Genomic DNA, 16,341 nt, shown 5'->3' with positions numbered 1-16,341 from the left:
ATTTTTTAAAGGAAATACGTTTAGTTGGAAATTAGAGACGCTTAGTTGGAAAGATATATGTTTTAGTTGGAATTTTGGAGCATTTAGTTGGAATAATTGCTCGTTTAGTTGGAAAAGGATATTTTATCCAGATAAAAACGACCATTTCTCATTACTGGTCGTTTTGTTAAAATAATAAGTTGTCTATTATAAAATATTTTAGTACCAGGTTAATCCAAAAGGATAGGATATCAATATTCAACAGCCATTGAACTGCTTCCAACAGATTTTCTGCAATATAATCAGGTTCAGCATCTTTCCAAGCTTCTCGATCTAGATAGAAGGAGCCTTTACCGCATCCAGTTAATACTAATATTTTAAATGCACCAACTGAATAAGCAGCCAACATATCGGTTCTCCCAACATCACCGATCACTACACACTTCTTAAGGCCTAAATTGTATTTCCTAGCAGCCTGTTAATGTCAAAAGAAGTTCAAAAATCACTGATAGTCCGGTAACAATTATAGAAAATTGAATACTTCTACTTGTCATTATGGAGTAAATTCTTAATAAAGATATCTACAAACCTCTTTGAAAAACCATAAATGAAAAGCAATAAGCCAATAAAAAAGAATAACCAAACAAAAAAGTTATCAAAAAAACTTGGGAAATATGTCATTCCACTTGTAGACATACCTTGTGAAGCATACCCAGATTCAACAATTGAATCTGCCACTCTTTTTGCAATTCTTTCTGCTGTAAAGAACAAACCGCTAAGAGCCATAAACGTGGCACCTAAAACTTTGTTGAAATTTTTCTCCAATTAGGATTTCTCCTTTCATTGATCATATAAACCTTTCATTTTTTCTCATGAGTATTGGTATAATTTTTTCAAAAGGCTAATTCCATACTATGCTCCTAACTGAAGCTTTATTGATTAGGAAAAAACTAGGTTGCTATTGAAAGGAGAAAACATGCTAGAAAAAGATATTCAGATGATAAAAGACAACCTCCATAATCTTTGTACGAATGAAACATTTGTTGGAATAGGTTCTACAAGAAAGGTATATCGATATAATGATTATGTTATCAAACAACATTTACATCCGATAGGCTTTAAACAATCCCAAAATGAATACAACATTTTTACTAAATTAAATATGCAAGATCTAACTAAATTTGTAGCAGAGATTGTATATGTAGATGAGCAAATCTCTATCCAAAAATATTATTCTAATCTGCAATTAATTGACGAACAATCATATGATCTTGAAATAAGCGAAGATATACGATTTACAAAAGAATTAAGAGCAGCAATACAATTAATCGACAAGGAATATGATGGTTTTGACCTAAAGGATAGCGGTAATTATGGGGTGAATGAAAATAGTTGTTTTGTATTAATAGATTATGGAATGACAAAAACGTTATATGAAAAGGAATGGGTACCTCTAGCTGAAGATGGTATCTTACCACAAATATATTTTGAAAAATGTATGAATTGTGGAGAAGAAAAGGAACTTCGAATTTACGGTTATATGGATATAGATAGAAGATGCTTTGCATGTGGCAAGCAATAGTTTCATACTTAAATTTCTGAGAATATAGAAAAAAATAAAATTACCAATCAGCGTACTATGCAATAGCGACTGTAGTTGCTATTGCGTAGAATATCACCAATGAGTTAATCTAGGTTATTTTTTTCTGAGCAAGCTCATATTTTACACGCATCTTCCATGTGCTGAAGTTTGTTAGGATGTAAAATACCATGATATAAATTGCTGCAAAGATTATTGTTTCTACTGAAAAACTGAATAAAGATAGCCAATTAAAATGTTTAAATAAATTATATTGAAAGAAATCCAGCTTATATATCGTCATTTCCACAATTATTTTTGTGATTATTCCTGCAAAAAAATACTTCCAAAAATTCAAAAAAACACCCCATATACTATTTAGAATTCTTTATATGCATCATCTCATATTTTGGAAAATTGTAAAAGGGCTTCTCCACTTTGGAGGAGCTTTTTTTTATTTGACAATTTCCCTTATTATGTTATAACTATTAATATTAAGCCTAAAACAAAGTATTCAACTAGGAATAATATGTTTCTAAAAGGAGTTTGAAGATGGGTAGAGAATTTGTAGAAATTTTTTATGAATGGGCATACTCTTATGATGCATCTGTTTCAGGTGAAGATCCGGAATATCGCGATGTATTCGAAGGCTATGAAACTATTTTAAGTGAAGTAGCAAAGCGGGTTTCGGGCACGGTTATTGAATTTGGAACAGGCACAGGAAATTTAACTGCTCAGCTAATCGAAGCAGGTAATTCGGTCATTGGTATTGAACCTAATACGAAGATGCGTCAAGTAACTGCAGATCGATTTCCTACAACGAAAATAATAGATGGGGATTTACTTCAATTTAATTTATCAACTGAAAGTATAGATGCAATTGTTAGCTCGTATGTTTTTCATCATTTAACGGATGAGGAAAAGGGAGAAGCACTAAAGACATACGCGAAGCTGCTTCCGGCAAATGGAAAAGTAGTTTTTGCGGATACTGCTTTTATTACAGATGGCGCAAAAAATGAGCAAATAATGAAAGAAAGAACTCGTGGTTTTCATAACGTGGCAGACGATTTAGAAAGGGAATACTATACGACTATTCCAATTTTATCAAAGCTATTTGATGATGCAGGATTTCAAGTGAGCTTCCTAAAAATGAATGATTTTGTTTGGTTGATGGATGCAACGAAAAAATAAGGAGCGATGAAAATGAAAAAAATGAATGTAGAAAGTTTTAACTTAGATCATACGAAAGTTGCGGCACCATTTGTACGATTAGCGGGAACAAAAGAAGGCGTTCATGGCGACGAAATATATAAATATGATATCCGTTTTAAACAGCCAAACATAGAACATATGGAAATGCCTGGCTTACATTCATTGGAGCATTTAATGGCTGAAAATATTCGTAATTATACCGGGCAAGTTGTAGACATTAGCCCAATGGGATGCCAAACTGGTTTTTATTTGTCCGTTATTAATCATACAAACTATGATGAAATTTTAGAAATAATTGAAAAAACATTACAAGATGTGTTGGAGGCAACAGAAGTCCCAGCTTGTAATGAAGTACAGTGTGGATGGGCTGCAAGTCATAGTTTAGAAGGTGCAAAGGAAATTGCTGCTGAAATGCTAGTGAAAAAAGATGAATGGCGACAAATTTATAAAGAGGAAGCGTAAACATAAATGAATATCTTTCGTAGTGTACAAGAATTGATCGGAAACACACCCGTTGTGGAAATCACGCATATACCGATTCCAAATAATTGCCGGATATTCGCCAAACTCGAATATTTAAATCCTGGTGGAAGTGTGAAGGATCGTCTCGGATTGTCTTTAATTGAGGACGCAGAGAAATCTGGAAAACTTTTACCTGGTGGAACGATTATTGAGCCAACTGCAGGGAATACGGGAATAGGAATTGCGCTTGCTGCGATCGGAAAAGGCTATAAAGTGTTGTTTGTTGTTCCGGAGAAGTTTAGTGTAGAGAAACAAACACTGATGCGTGCTTTAGGGGCAGAAATTGTTAATACAGATACTGCACTTGGAATGAAAGGTGCGATTCAGAAAGCAAGTGAATTAGTGAATGAAATTCCAAATGCTTTTTCACCATCTCAATTTTCGAATCCTGCAAATCCTGCCACGTATACAAAAACACTTGGGCCTGAATTATGGCGTGATTTAGATGGGAAGATTGATGTGTTTGTTGCTGGTGCAGGTTCAGGTGGAACATTTATGGGAACGGCTACTTTCTTAAAAGAGCAAAAAGAAAATGTAAAAACCGTCATCGTAGAGCCAGTTGGTTCTATTTTAAATGGAGGGGTAGCAGGATCTCATGTGACGGAAGGAATTGGAATGGAGTTTTTACCGGACTTCATGGACCGTTCATATTTTGATGCGATTCATACAGTGAGTGATGAAGAGGCATTTGCACAATTAAGAGCTTTGTCGAAAGAAGAAGGCTTGTTAGTTGGAAGTTCTTCAGGAGCAGCTTTTTATGCGGCAATGAAAGAAGCGGAAATTGCAAATGAAGGAAGTCATATTGTAACAATATTCCCAGACTCGAGTGAACGTTATTTAAGTCAAAACGTATATGAATTATTCAAGGAGGAGAAATAAAAATGCGTGCAAAAACGAAACTTATTCATGCAGGAATTGTAGGGGACGAAGCAACAGGTGCTGTATCGACACCCATTTATCAAGTAAGTACGTATAAACAAGAAGCAGTCGGAAAATTTAAGGGGTATGAATATTCACGTACTGGCAATCCTACTCGTCATGCATTGGAAGTATTGATAAGTGAATTAGAAGGTGGCGTGGCTGGATTTGCTTTTGCATCTGGAATGGCTGCAACAAGTTCCATTATGATGCTTTTTAGCAAAGGCGATCACGTTATTTTAACGGATGATGTATACGGTGGAACATACCGCGTCATGACAAAAGTATTAAATCGTTTCGGTATTGAAGCAACATTTGTAGATACGAGCGATCTAACTAATGTGGAAGCTGCTATTTTAGAAAATACAAAAGCTATTTTTCTAGAAACACCGACGAATCCTTTATTAAAAATTACAGATATACAAGCAATCGCCAAGCTTGCCAAAGAAAAAGGGTTACTGACTATTGTGGACAATACGTTCATAACCCCTTATTTCCAACAACCACTTGCACTCGGTGCTGATATTGTTGTGCATAGTGCAACGAAATATTTAGGTGGCCATAGTGATGTGGTAGCAGGGTTAGTTGTTGTGAACTCAGAGCAACTTGCAACGGATGTACATTTCGTGCAAAATTCAGTTGGTGCAGTGCTCGGGCCTCAAGATTCTTGGTTACTAATGCGCGGCATTAAAACGCTTGGTCTACGTATGGAAGAACATAACTTGAATGCCCAACGTATTGCGGAATTTTTAGATAAACATGAAGCTGTTGGAAAAGTGTACTATCCTGGCCTTGTTAATCACCCAGGTCACGAACTGATGAAAAAACAAACGACTGGTTTCGGCGGAATGATTTCTTTTGATGTTGGAAGTGAAGAAAAAGCAGATGTTCTACTATCGAAGCTTCGTTATTTCACATTAGCAGAAAGCTTAGGAGCAGTAGAAAGTCTAATCTCGGTTCCTGCTAGAATGACACATGCATCGATCCCACGTGAGCGTCGTCTGGAGTTAGGTATTACAGACGGGCTTGTACGAATTTCAGTTGGAATTGAAGATGTAGAAGATTTATTGGAAGATTTAGCGCAGGGTTTAGCTTAATAGCAAAATGAAAGGGCCTATTATAATGAATAGGTCCTTTTTATTTGTAAATATTAGTAACTTTATTATGTTAGAAACCGTCTACTAATTCAAAAGGAGGTAAGTCAATTGAACAAACGATTTTATGCGTTATTAATATTAGTTGTAACTATTCTTGTAGGATGTTCAAGTCAACATACCATTTTGAATAAGCCCCCAAATGTATTTATTGAGATTGGAAAAGAAACCTATGAAACGAAGTTGGGCACTTATTGCTGGAATAACGAAAATAATGGTATTTGTGTAGATACTGCTGGACCAATTGAACTTTTGAAAGGTACAGCACCTATTCATGTTAAGTCAGGTCACCAAATCAAGTTTGTCATGAATTATGAACCCAAACCAAGCGAATTCAGTGTTATTCAGATGAATAAAGGCAAGCAAATCGAAATTTCCATAAAAAATAATCAAATAACCGCACCTACCGAAAAAGGGACTTATTATTATTCGTATGGTGTATGGTGGATGGATGAACACTTAGAGAACGTTTCAAATGGAGATGCCTTCTATGCATTTGTAATTCAAGTAAAATAAAACGAGTGTCGATTCCGTGTTTGTATTGAGTGACATTATTTTTATTTTTGAAAAGGGTGTAATTCAATTACACTGATCACAGATCAAGTGGATAATATCTTCAATGAGTATACTGGAGATACAAGAAGAAAAGGAGGATTGGATGAAAAAAGTTAGTTTATTGCTTATTTGCAGTCTATTTTTAATATCTTGTAATATGAATAACACCACACAAACAATTACTTCCACACCAAATATTCTCAAGAGACAGACAATAATTGATTGGGTTGATTTTGTAAATATTAATGGAAATCAATATGAATCAATTTATTCTGCAATCATTGCCGATCCCGAATATATTGGAGAAAAAGTAGGAGAAGTACAATTTAATGTTTCCAGGAATGTTTTTGATCCTCATTATCGAACGAAAGATGGAGATGCTGCATTTTGGGAGGAAGGAACTGAAATCTTTCGTGTGAAAGGTATAAAAGACTTTGTTGCAATCCCAGATGAAAATGAAATTAATGGGTATCGAATATACTATTCCAATTCAGGTGATGGCAATTTTATGCACCATTTCAAGGATATCGATTTGGAGGCAATTAATAAAGTTTAATTTTATGAAGGCTATAACAAACCGCAACTGAATAATATTATATTAAATGACCAGGAAATAAAAGGAATTATAGCTATACTTAATGAAGGGAAAATAGCGTCATCTTTTTCTCCAAATACTGCTCAAGGAGATCCTACTATATACCATTTAGTTCTTTATAGTAAAGAACCAATTGCATATACCTATCCCTTATTTTACGACGGCAATGATTGGTATTGGCATCCTTGGGATACTTCTATTATTTCTGAAGAGATAGCAAGTTATGTAAAAAAAGACTGAATAGTATGTTTTCTTTAAATTAATAGATAAATTAGTTTCTTCATCATTAAGGAAGGGATATAACTCTAATGAAAAAATAGTATTTCTACTTCCTATTCCTATTTCATTTTCCAATAAAAAAGTATAATAGAATGCTTTAACTTATTCAGCAGCAGTCTCCCTTCCATAAATGGCGAGATGAATGAATCATTCAATCTAGTAGTGAGTCCAAACGACTGCTGAATAGGGTTAAAGCCTCCCGCGAATGTCAAAGATTTTGTAAAGGGTTTCATCGAGCAACCTTGATGCACTGTTTTCTGCAACGAGCTTTGCATTGGAGCAAAATCTGGTCGCGATACACCAAGGCCAATTTGAATTTTTATAGTGGTTAGACAGTGCTTGTAGAATCGTGAAATTGATTTGAATACGATAGTATATGTTTTACCAAAAGAATGCTGCAGCCAGGACGATTCCAGTAATTGCACCAAGAGCGATGCCATACCCGAATCCATCTCCTCCATATCCGCCATATCCACCATAGTATCCCATACCAAAGCCGCCAAGACTTTGCGAAGGTCGAATCCAAACTGTTTGTCTATTAATTCTAGTAATTTGCCCTAAATGAACTCTACCATCTCGACTAGTAATTCTTACCCTTTGCCCATGATATCTACAACATTGATTATATAAATTAGATTGACTCATTTCCATCCTCCTTTCAAGATTTTTTACATACAAGTATGTTCTATTAACATATGCCGTTAATAATGTTGCGTAATAGACAATCGTCTAGTCTATAGATTGAGGATGAATATAATTTAAATTTTCAAAAGGCATTGAAGAATTAAAAAGAAAGAAGAAAAATAAAAAGGATGGGATACATGTCTGTAATTCAAACGCAGAATTTACTTCATAAATTTGTTGAAGTATGTGAAGAAAAGTCTGGGAAAAGTTTATCTTACATGCAGTGTGAGACAATATGTGAGCCACTCATGGAATTTTTCCCTAAAATAAATCCAGAAGTTTTGCAATACGAACTTCTAACTCAAGGATTATTTGAACCAGATGAATGGATTCATGTAAAGAACATCGTAAAAGAGATGGAAGAACAGAATGTATGGAGAACTGTGGAGAAAGAGTATAAATATTTAAGGAAATTATGGAAAGGTCCAAAGGTTTCCATCTATATTTTTCCCATAAAAAAAGCTAATTTGAAATCTGGCGAACAAATACCTAGAAAAAATGGAATAGCATATAGAAATGTCCTGTTTTTATTTTTATCTACTAAGATTACTATAGAGGAGATAAGGGCATTATTAGCCCATGAATATAATCATGTTTGTCGATTAAAATTTTTAGATTTGGTGCCAGATAAGATTTCATTGAAGGATTCCCTTATTATTGAAGGACTTGGAGAGTATGCTGTGAAGGAATTACACGGTGAAAAAATGTTAGCTACCTGGACAAAACATTATTCGTTTGAAGAAGCTCTTTATTTTTGGAACAAACATTTTATACCTTCTCTAAATGTTATGGGAATAAAAAATCATCATCTTTTTTTATTTGGTAAAGATAGAAGTCGCCTTCCTAGGTGGATCGGGTATCATTTAGGTTATCAGATTGTTAATAGTTTTCAAGAAAACAAAGGTCCTTTTCATAAAGGTGAGTTATATACAAAATCTGCAGATGAAATAATAGCAGGTTCCAACTTTCCTATCTTGCGAGGCAACATTTAAATACGCGATAGCCAATTAAGTGACTGTTTTGAAGGCTAAATTGGTTATGTTCCTCCCATAATTCAAACAATTCCATATTTATGTTTTTCGATTGGTTAATATCATTAATCTCACTTGGAAAAAGTCCAGATGGAGTATTTATCATTTCGATTTGAGTAAATCCTGCTTGTTGTAATTTCGATATCCATTCTTCTTCATTTAAAATATCATTTATGCCGTAAAGGTTAGAAACTTTCCCTCGTAATTCTTCGGACAGATTTTGTTCAGCAGTCATCTCAATCATTATCATACTTCCTCCACTTTTTAGCACTCTGGAAAGTTCGTGTAACGTCTTGGATATATCAGTAAAAACGATAACTGACTCCGATATAATAAAGTCAAATGTACTATCTGCGATATTTAAATTTTGTGCATCTCCTGCTATCACATTGACTGAGAAGCCATTCTCTTTGAAACGTTCTTTAGCTTTTTCTATCATTATTGGATGATTATCAACGGCAGTAACATGACATTCAAATTGTTCGGCTAAGAAAGCTGCCGTCTGTCCCGTTCCACAACCTATATCTAGTACAGATTCGGTAGGTTGAATGCTTACATTTTCCAATAAAGATTGAGTTAAAGAGTAACCACCAGGGTGTGCACCGCCAATTCCGAAATAAGCTAATAAATCTAAATAATTATTAGACACTTGAATAACCTCCTATATTTATTACAACTATGATATGCAAAAAATATTGCTGTAGATGTATAGGGATACGCACTTAAATTCTAATTCTTACGGAGTATGGTGGATAGATAGTGATGCATTCTATGTGTTTGTAATTGAAGTGAAATGAAAAGAGTACCAATTTGGTGCTCTTTTTTATTAGGAGTAGATTAAAGGAGATAATACCAGTTTTGGAGAATACAATTAGAAAGAGGAGTGAAATAATGAGCAAACACTTTTTATCTGTCTCCATTGTTTTATTGAGTATAGCTATTTTTTTCTTAGCATTTCAACTTGGTAAAAGTAATAACGTAACATTGGAACAAAAAGACCCAATACATAAAGTAGAGGTACCGGAAAATGGACTACTTACAGCAAAGGAAGTTGCAGCATATCTAAATATGGATGTAGATCAATTTAATAAATTAATTAAGAATCAAAACTTTGAAAGAGCATCATATACAAGCTTTGATACGTATAAATTTATTCCTTACATTCAATTGAATGGAGAAAAGTATTTTCCAAAAAAAGAAGTGGACGAGTGGATAAATTATAATATAACTACATGGGGAAATATTCATTTTTAAGAAATCTGAAGGAAAATAATTTAGGCAATGTGAGGGATACTGCATGAGAGAAGTTCTAATAAGTGAAAGAGTATTTTTACGTGAAATGGATGAAAAAGATTGGATAGATGTTCATGTATATGCTTCACAAGAAATGGTCTGTCAGTATCAACCATGGGGTCCAAATACCAAGACGGAATCCATGGATTTTGTAAAGCAAGTTCTGAGAGATGCCAAAAAGGAAGATAGAACAAGATTTGTTTTTGCGATAATTGAAAAAGAAACTGAAAGAATGATTGGTGCAGGAGAATTTAATATTCGAGACAATCGAAATAAAACAGGAGAGATTGGATATATTATTAATCCAGATTTTTGGGGTAAGGGAGTAGCGACGGAAGTGGCAAAACTCTTGATAGGGTTTGGTTTTAAACAATTTCAACTGCATCGTATTTATGCAACCTGTGACCCCCGAAATATTGCTTCATTCAAGGTGTTAGAAAAAGTTGGCATGACTCTTGAAGGTAGAATGCGTGAAGATTTATTAATAAAAGACGGTTGGAGAGATTCTCTTGTATACAGCATTTTAGAGCAGGAATGGAAATAATAATTATTTTAAGAATCTAACGTGAATTGGAAAAACAATTTAACGAGGGGGATAATAATGAAAAGCAAGGGCATTTTACTTAATACTGTTGAATATTTTACTAAAATACATGATGAATTTTTAAAAGAGTGGGATCTTGCCATGCTCACAGGAGATACCTCTAAAGTAGAAAAAATGTCAGATAATTATTTTGTCACGTTTTTTAGCAGAAAGGATGACAAGCTATCTACTTTTAACCGTGATGAAGCAATTGATGGCATGCGACAATCTGTCAATGCACTTTTAGGAGCTAAAAAGCGATTTGAAAATAGAATTATTCGAATGAGGAACCTTGAAAGTTTTGTTGTATTTTATGAACTAATTATTGAAAAAGAAAGCAGAGAACTAGCAAGGTTTTTTACCATAGAAAATTGGCAGTACATTGATAAAAAATGGGAGATAGTTCGGGAGTTAGAAGAACATGTTTAAAGAATCATCTAGTAATAACTACAAAGAGTGTGGTCGTTGGTCAAAATTATAGAGGCTTGAGAATTTGGACAGAATTACTAAGATAAGTTCATAATCTTTTTCCTAAAACACGTATAGAACTCCTTACTTTCGGTTCTTCCCATACGTATTATGAGAACCAAAGTTTTAGGGGGGATGGATTTCGGAAAACATTGGAGGAATGGTGATATGAAAAAAAAGGAAAATATACTAAAAATCTCAAGCTTTTTTCTATGGGGTGTTCTTTTTCTCTATCTATCGAATTTCTTTGACATACAAAAAAACAATATTGCGTACTTTCTAATTGGTTTTCCCTTGTTTTTGGGTGGTGGGTTAATAATATTTTATTTGTTCGAAAGAAAATCGAAAAATGAAGCTTATGGAGAAAAAAGAGTATGACTACAACCTATGTTAGTTGGGGCGAATCAAAAGTCAAATTAACGTGGGAGCGTGATAATCAACTTCCTAATCAGAATTTAATTACTAGTGTCCACGGTTTTTGTTTTCATAAAAACAAACTATTATTAGTTGACTTAAATCATAGAGGATGGGATTTTCCTGGAGGTCATATCGAAGTAGGAGAAACTTCTGAGGAATGCTTCAAACGCGAAGCAATAGAAGAAGGCTATGTCAGCGGAGAATGTCATCTGCTCGGTTATATGATCGTTGACCATCATGATAATCCAAAGTGGGATGAAAAAAGTCCATATCCAAAGATAGGATATCAGGTTTTCTATCAAATGGATATTAAAGAAATCTATGCATTTGATGCAGCGTATGAGTCAGCTCAAAGGGTCTTTATAGATCCAGGTGAAGTTGGAAATTATTATCATGATTGGCATGAACTATATCAAGAAATACTAAATGATGCTTTGAATTTCCATGTAATATAAAAGCTTTTTATCTTGGATAAAACTGAACGTTGAATTGGATGGGACCAAAATAAAAAGGGGAAATATAATGGCTACTTTGAAAATGTCTTTTTTTCTTGCTTCCGAAATCTTGATTTATTTAATTCTTGGTTTGGTTTTAACTGTAAATAGTTTAAGAGTGATCTATGAAAATTCTGGTATTCCTTTTTTTGGGAACGTCTGGGTCAATTGGTTTGGTGTTTCATACCTGTTGTATTTTTTCTACACAATGATACGAATATTATTCTTTCAAAAAAAGAATGAATTTTATAGAGAACGGACAAAATCTATTGTTTTTTGGGTGCTTTTTTTAGTGTCTGTTTATGTTGTTTTTATTCCATTCTATCTAGGGAATAATCCGTTTTAATTTGGAATTAGATAATAAAGAAACTCCTATTTTAGTAGTAATGGGTAACTAAAAAGAATGTGGGTGAATGTATGAGTAACATTATTAATTACTATCAACGGTTCGATGAATGGGGACGACTAGATAGAGAACCAATTGAATTTCAAGTGAATTGGCATTATATAAAGAAGTATTTGCCTAAAAGTGGCTATGTATTGAATAACGGAGCTGGACCAGGAAAATACTCGATGGAACTGGCTAAAGAAGGTTATAAGGTAACATTGACTGATTTAACACCAAAACTTGTAGAAATTGCAGAAAATAAAGCAAAAGAGCTTGATTTAACAGAACAGTTTAATGGATTTTATGTTGCTGATGCTAGAGAGCTTAACAAACTGGAAGATAATCAATTTGACGCGTCGCTAATGCTAGGTCCTATGTATCATTTACAAGAAGCAAAGGATCGTATTAAAGCTGTGGAAGAATTATATAGAGTTACTAAAAAAGATGGAATTGTTTTTGTAGCTTTCATGTCTAGAATTAGGCATATCTTTTCTTCTCTTATATCTCCAGAGAATTGGAAACCAAACAATAGCATGGATTCCATCACTCAATTTTCTCAAACGGGTTGCTTTAACCATGCGGATGATGGACGATTTACAGGTGCTTATTATTTTAATATTGAAGAAATAAAACCATTTATGGAAGCACAAGGATTTGAAACTATAGAGTTAATAGGTTCAAATGTAGGTGCAATCTTAAATAATGAAAGTTGGAACTATTGGAGAGATAAAGGAGAAAAAGAGGTAGAAAAAATTATCAAATTAATAATAGAGCAAGCAGCAGACCCTTATACCCTAGGAGTATCATCTCATCTACTTTACGTTGGTAGAAAAAAATTTTATAACACACTGAAATGGAGATGTTTGAAATGAAATTTGTCATTCATTTTACTACTGGAAAGTCATGGATCCAAGGAAAACCGCATTGGGAGCAGGGGCTTGTTCCTCATAGGGTATATGTTAAGGAAGCTGTGGCTAAAGGTATATTAATTGCTGGTGGACCTTTTATGGATCATACAGGAGGATTAATAATTTTAGAAGTAGATTCGTTAGAAGAAGCGCAAGATTTTGCTGATAATGATCCTGCCGTGCTGCAAGAGAAATTTGAGGCGAAGATTTATCCGTGGGAACCGTTGGAGGGAATTTTCAATCAATAAGTAGGTAGTAGCGTTATAGGAACGGGGGAACTAAATGCTTGTTGTTAAAATAATTAAACCAATTTTATTTCTATTAGTAATTACCATGATGTCGGGCTGTATCAATAAAGAAGTTGGGCCAGTATTAACAAAGGTAAAAGGGGATGGTCTGACCTATAGTGAGTATTTTAAGATGGTCGATGAACTCGATAAGAGAGAAAATATAACCTATTATAAGCCTTTGCCAATTGCTGAAATGATGCAAGTTGCACCTGATTCTATTAAGAATGCCCTTCACCCTATTGATTCAAAAAAGGTACCTTTTGAAGTAAATGAACAACTGGCATATCTTGTTACTTCAAAAGATAAAAAGGGAAATTTACAAAATCAAGTACAGTTTACCTACTCTCACAAAAATGAGTATGCTCAAACAGACGAATTTTTCATCCTATCCGTTACAGAACTAGATGAAAATCCACTAGAAAAATATGATTTTTCAAAACAACAAATCGATACCGTTGGGAATGAGTTAAGAAAAGAAGTCTTAACAGACGGAATACCAATTTTTCATCAAGTGATTACTACTAATAGTGCACTTATTTATGGATACTATTCGTACGATGAAAAAGAAAAACGTGTATTAACTGTGGGAACTAAAGCCAATGAATTGTACGGTTATTATAACGGCTACTTATATCACGTAGGTTATTACTTAATGAAAGATAAAAATACGATAGAAGTACAAGATGCAATTCTTCAACTAACTCGCGAGTTTATATTGGGAGCATCGTTGTAAGGAAATTTCTAATACAAAATTATTGAAGGTGGCCTATACAAATGACTATTTCACTTCAACTAGTTTCAGAAACAGAAGCACCTATTTTACGTAATTTATATGCACTTTATCTTCATGATCTTTCAAGATTCACAACAAATATTGATATTGAAATAGATGGTTTTTTTCATTTTGAGGATTTTAATTTTTTCTGGAATGTAGAAGGAATTTCACCCTATTTCATAAAGAACGAGAATAATATTATTGGTTTTTTACTGCTATTAGAACGACCTTTTCTGAAAAAGGAAAGTGATCTCGGAGTGAATGATATTTTCATACTAAATAAGTACAAGGGAAAAGGATTCGGTAGCAAAGCTTTAGAAAAATTATTTAAAGAAAAACGTGGCAAGTACTTTGTAATCGAGCTTGAAGAAAATCTACCGGCAGTTTCATTTTGGAAGAAGATTTATGAGCAACTAAATATTGAATTTGATGAGAAAAATGAAATAGTTGATGATGAAAACTGCTTAATTCAAACATTTACAATATCTTAGTCTCTAGAAAAGTATGGAAGTCGATGTTATGTGATTAGTTTAAAGTTAATACCTCAACGTAGGGATAAACGAAAGTGGAGTTACTAAGTGATAACGTTTGGAGAATTAAAAGATAATAATCAAGAGGATAAAAAGCTTCCGTTCTGAGAAATTTGCAATAAATAGTTAAGTTGTATTATTAGTAAATTGCGACTGGATGGAAATACAAAAACAAGGTGCGATTAAAATACTTAATAGAACATATGTGTGTTATAATTAAAGGATAATAGATTGGTAGCTCAAGGGTGGTTAGCTCACTCCCGTATGAAAGGGGGTGGTGCTAGTGTCAGTATTCGAAGCATTGATGTTCGCAGTAGCTTTTGCAACATTGATCGTAGTGATTCTGTCATTTAACCATAAAAAATAACCCATCCTTGAGTTGAGAGCTCGATGGGTTATTACCTATCAATAGCCAATCCCCCTTGATGGGAACCACTATTATATTTGGCCGTTTGATGTTAGCGCATCAAACGGTCATTTTTATTTTATTCCGATATTACCTTTAGTATACGTTTGAATTACTTGTATTTCAAGTAATTAGATACTAGCGCTTTAAAATGGTTTTTAGTATCATGACAACTGTTAAAAAAATACAGTGAACTCTTATATTATCCAGAGTACCTTACAGTTTTCTCTACTGTAACAGAAGAATGTTGTTTGTAGCGTTGGAAGTGCATTTTGTCATGTCCTAGCGGAGAATTGTAGCGCTCGCATTGTATTTGTCGCCTTCCTGGTATGTTTTGTCTCTTTCAGATATTTAATGGATTTTTTATGCAAAAAATTTCCTTCGAGAAACATCCTAGGCTAAAAATACAGTAGTTCAGATGTTTCCCCTTTGCTAAGTTCAATTGTTTCGATGAACTTCTCGATAGTTGTTGTTAAATATGTATTCGATCGTCGGATAAAAACTGTTTTAATGTTACTATATTTTTCAGGTAGAGAATGGCATTTGATTAGGCCTCTTGCTTGCAAGTGAGAGACTGCTGATTTTGGAACAAATGTGATGCCAAGGCCTGCCACAACACTACTTAAAATGGTTTCCAATGTGCCGAATTCCATTACTTTTTTAGGGGTAATATTTTCGTCTGTGTACCAAGCCTCGAGTCTTGCTCGATAGCCACACCCCTTGCTAAAACATAAGAATGGCTTGTCCTTTAATTGTTCAATGGATATCGTGTTCATATCCGATATTAAAACAAGCTCTTCTTGAAAAACACCGTGAGCGATTAAATCAGGATGGATGTCTGTCTCCGTTACAAAAGCACCGTCCAAACGGTGGTTCAACACTTTCTCCTGTAACTTTTCCGTAACTCCTGAGAAAAGGGAAAAATCAACGTTCTTATACTTTTTCGTATAAGTAGATAAAATAGTAGGTAGTTTTATGACAGTTTCTACTGTGCCAATCTCTAATTTTCCAGACGGTTCTTCTTTACTTTGCACCACTTTTTTCATTTCGTTTGTTAGCGAAAGTATTTTCTCGCAATATACTAATAGTTTTTTTCCTTCGGGTGTTAAACTCATTCCACGATTGTGTCGGTTAAACAATGGAGTATTTAACTCGGTTTCGAGCTTCTGAATTCTCGATGTGATATTTGATTGTACATAACTTAATTCTTTTGCAGCTTCTGTGACAGTCCCTTTTTCGGCGACCTTTTGAAAAATCTCCAAATCTTTAAACTCCATTTTT

22 protein-coding genes are annotated in these 16,341 nt (G+C 34.0%); 16 read left to right on the top strand and 6 right to left on the bottom strand.

All coding sequences use genetic code 11. The features are described 5' to 3' along the window. Nucleotides 1–166 precede the first annotated feature (166 nt). On the bottom strand, nucleotides 167–415 hold the full coding sequence (locus ACEPXG_RS13965) for an HAD hydrolase-like protein (RefSeq protein WP_391203574.1): 249 nt from the start codon (nucleotides 413–415) through the stop codon (nucleotides 167–169). A 107-nt stretch (nucleotides 416–522) separates the two neighbouring features. Next, nucleotides 523–804, bottom strand: a complete 282-nt coding sequence (locus tag ACEPXG_RS13960) for a hypothetical protein (RefSeq protein WP_391203571.1) — start codon at nucleotides 802–804, stop codon at nucleotides 523–525. A 151-nt stretch (nucleotides 805–955) separates the two neighbouring features. On the opposite strand from ACEPXG_RS13960, the gene ACEPXG_RS13955 reads away from it, so the two are divergent. Then, nucleotides 956–1,561 (top strand): protein kinase, encoded by a 606-nt coding sequence (locus ACEPXG_RS13955; RefSeq protein ID WP_391203568.1) that lies wholly within the window; start codon nucleotides 956–958, stop codon nucleotides 1,559–1,561. Between the two features lie 109 nt (nucleotides 1,562–1,670). On the opposite strand, the gene ACEPXG_RS13950 is transcribed toward ACEPXG_RS13955, so the two are convergent. Next, nucleotides 1,671–1,916, bottom strand: a complete 246-nt coding sequence (locus ACEPXG_RS13950) for a hypothetical protein (RefSeq protein ID WP_391203565.1) — start codon at nucleotides 1,914–1,916, stop codon at nucleotides 1,671–1,673. Between the two features lie 194 nt (nucleotides 1,917–2,110). Between ACEPXG_RS13950 and ACEPXG_RS13945 the strand changes: the two genes are divergently transcribed. From ACEPXG_RS13945 to ACEPXG_RS13920, 6 genes are all read left to right on the top strand, one after another. Further along, entirely contained in the window at nucleotides 2,111–2,749 is a 639-nt protein-coding gene (locus tag ACEPXG_RS13945; protein ID WP_391203562.1) for a class I SAM-dependent methyltransferase, read from the top strand. A gap of 12 nt (nucleotides 2,750–2,761) precedes the next feature. Continuing rightward, nucleotides 2,762–3,232, top strand: a complete 471-nt coding sequence (locus tag ACEPXG_RS13940; RefSeq protein WP_391203559.1) for an S-ribosylhomocysteine lyase — start codon at nucleotides 2,762–2,764, stop codon at nucleotides 3,230–3,232. A gap of 6 nt (nucleotides 3,233–3,238) precedes the next feature. Further along, on the top strand, nucleotides 3,239–4,171 hold the full coding sequence (locus ACEPXG_RS13935; RefSeq protein ID WP_391203556.1) for a PLP-dependent cysteine synthase family protein: 933 nt from the start codon (nucleotides 3,239–3,241) through the stop codon (nucleotides 4,169–4,171). A gap of 2 nt (nucleotides 4,172–4,173) precedes the next feature. Further along, nucleotides 4,174–5,307 carry a bifunctional cystathionine gamma-lyase/homocysteine desulfhydrase gene (locus tag ACEPXG_RS13930; protein WP_391203553.1) on the top strand — a complete coding sequence of 378 codons (1,134 nt, stop codon included), beginning with the start codon at nucleotides 4,174–4,176 and terminating at the stop codon, nucleotides 5,305–5,307. A 108-nt stretch (nucleotides 5,308–5,415) separates the two neighbouring features. Beyond that, entirely contained in the window at nucleotides 5,416–5,880 is a 465-nt protein-coding gene (locus ACEPXG_RS13925) for a hypothetical protein (RefSeq protein WP_391203550.1), read from the top strand. A 142-nt stretch (nucleotides 5,881–6,022) separates the two neighbouring features. Continuing rightward, complete coding sequence (locus tag ACEPXG_RS13920; protein WP_391203547.1) at nucleotides 6,023–6,475, top strand: hypothetical protein; 453 nt, start codon at nucleotides 6,023–6,025, stop codon at nucleotides 6,473–6,475. Between the two features lie 699 nt (nucleotides 6,476–7,174). Here ACEPXG_RS13920 and ACEPXG_RS13915 read toward each other — a convergent pair. Beyond that, nucleotides 7,175–7,438, bottom strand: coding sequence for a hypothetical protein (locus tag ACEPXG_RS13915; RefSeq protein ID WP_391203544.1), 264 nt, complete (start codon nucleotides 7,436–7,438; stop codon nucleotides 7,175–7,177). A 176-nt stretch (nucleotides 7,439–7,614) separates the two neighbouring features. On the opposite strand from ACEPXG_RS13915, the gene ACEPXG_RS13910 reads away from it, so the two are divergent. Next, nucleotides 7,615–8,469: a DUF2268 domain-containing protein gene (locus ACEPXG_RS13910; RefSeq protein ID WP_391203541.1), complete on the top strand. Its 855-nt coding sequence runs from the start codon at nucleotides 7,615–7,617 to the stop codon at nucleotides 8,467–8,469. Here the strand turns inward: ACEPXG_RS13910 and ACEPXG_RS13905 are convergent. Then, nucleotides 8,447–9,157, bottom strand: a complete 711-nt coding sequence (locus ACEPXG_RS13905) for a class I SAM-dependent methyltransferase (RefSeq protein WP_391203538.1) — start codon at nucleotides 9,155–9,157, stop codon at nucleotides 8,447–8,449. The genes ACEPXG_RS13910 and ACEPXG_RS13905 overlap by 23 nt on opposite strands. A 242-nt stretch (nucleotides 9,158–9,399) precedes the next feature. Between ACEPXG_RS13905 and ACEPXG_RS13900 the strand changes: the two genes are divergently transcribed. The 8 genes from ACEPXG_RS13900 (at nucleotide 9,400) to ACEPXG_RS13865 (ending at nucleotide 14,615) form a co-directional block, all read left to right on the top strand. Then, nucleotides 9,400–9,762, top strand: coding sequence for a helix-turn-helix domain-containing protein (locus ACEPXG_RS13900; RefSeq protein ID WP_391203536.1), 363 nt, complete (start codon nucleotides 9,400–9,402; stop codon nucleotides 9,760–9,762). 43 nt (nucleotides 9,763–9,805) lie between these two features. Next, a complete protein-coding gene (locus tag ACEPXG_RS13895; protein ID WP_391203533.1) occupies nucleotides 9,806–10,345 on the top strand; it encodes a GNAT family N-acetyltransferase in 540 nt (179 codons plus the stop codon). Between the two features lie 57 nt (nucleotides 10,346–10,402). Next, nucleotides 10,403–10,813 carry a hypothetical protein gene (locus tag ACEPXG_RS13890; RefSeq protein WP_391203530.1) on the top strand — a complete coding sequence of 137 codons (411 nt, stop codon included), beginning with the start codon at nucleotides 10,403–10,405 and terminating at the stop codon, nucleotides 10,811–10,813. A gap of 413 nt (nucleotides 10,814–11,226) precedes the next feature. Then, nucleotides 11,227–11,724 (top strand): NUDIX hydrolase, encoded by a 498-nt coding sequence (locus ACEPXG_RS13885; protein ID WP_391203527.1) that lies wholly within the window; start codon nucleotides 11,227–11,229, stop codon nucleotides 11,722–11,724. Nucleotides 11,725–12,180: 456 nt separating this feature from the next. Further along, nucleotides 12,181–13,023: a class I SAM-dependent methyltransferase gene (locus tag ACEPXG_RS13880; RefSeq protein WP_391203524.1), complete on the top strand. Its 843-nt coding sequence runs from the start codon at nucleotides 12,181–12,183 to the stop codon at nucleotides 13,021–13,023. Then, nucleotides 13,020–13,307, top strand: coding sequence for a YciI family protein (locus ACEPXG_RS13875; RefSeq protein WP_391203521.1), 288 nt, complete (start codon nucleotides 13,020–13,022; stop codon nucleotides 13,305–13,307). The genes ACEPXG_RS13880 and ACEPXG_RS13875 overlap by 4 nt, the downstream gene beginning before the upstream one ends. Before the next feature lie 34 nt (nucleotides 13,308–13,341). After that, complete coding sequence (locus tag ACEPXG_RS13870) at nucleotides 13,342–14,082, top strand: hypothetical protein (RefSeq protein ID WP_391203518.1); 741 nt, start codon at nucleotides 13,342–13,344, stop codon at nucleotides 14,080–14,082. 41 nt (nucleotides 14,083–14,123) lie between these two features. Then, on the top strand, nucleotides 14,124–14,615 hold the full coding sequence (locus ACEPXG_RS13865) for a GNAT family N-acetyltransferase (RefSeq protein ID WP_391203515.1): 492 nt from the start codon (nucleotides 14,124–14,126) through the stop codon (nucleotides 14,613–14,615). A gap of 843 nt (nucleotides 14,616–15,458) precedes the next feature. On the opposite strand, the gene ACEPXG_RS13860 is transcribed toward ACEPXG_RS13865, so the two are convergent. Next, nucleotides 15,459–16,337: a LysR family transcriptional regulator gene (locus ACEPXG_RS13860; RefSeq protein WP_391203512.1), complete on the bottom strand. Its 879-nt coding sequence runs from the start codon at nucleotides 16,335–16,337 to the stop codon at nucleotides 15,459–15,461. Nucleotides 16,338–16,341 lie beyond the last annotated feature (4 nt).

The sequence above is a fragment of the Psychrobacillus sp. L4 genome (assembly GCF_042944905.1).
In the GTDB taxonomy this organism is placed as follows: domain Bacteria; phylum Bacillota; class Bacilli; order Bacillales_A; family Planococcaceae; genus Psychrobacillus.
This window is presented reverse-complemented; position numbering and strand designations above follow the sequence as displayed.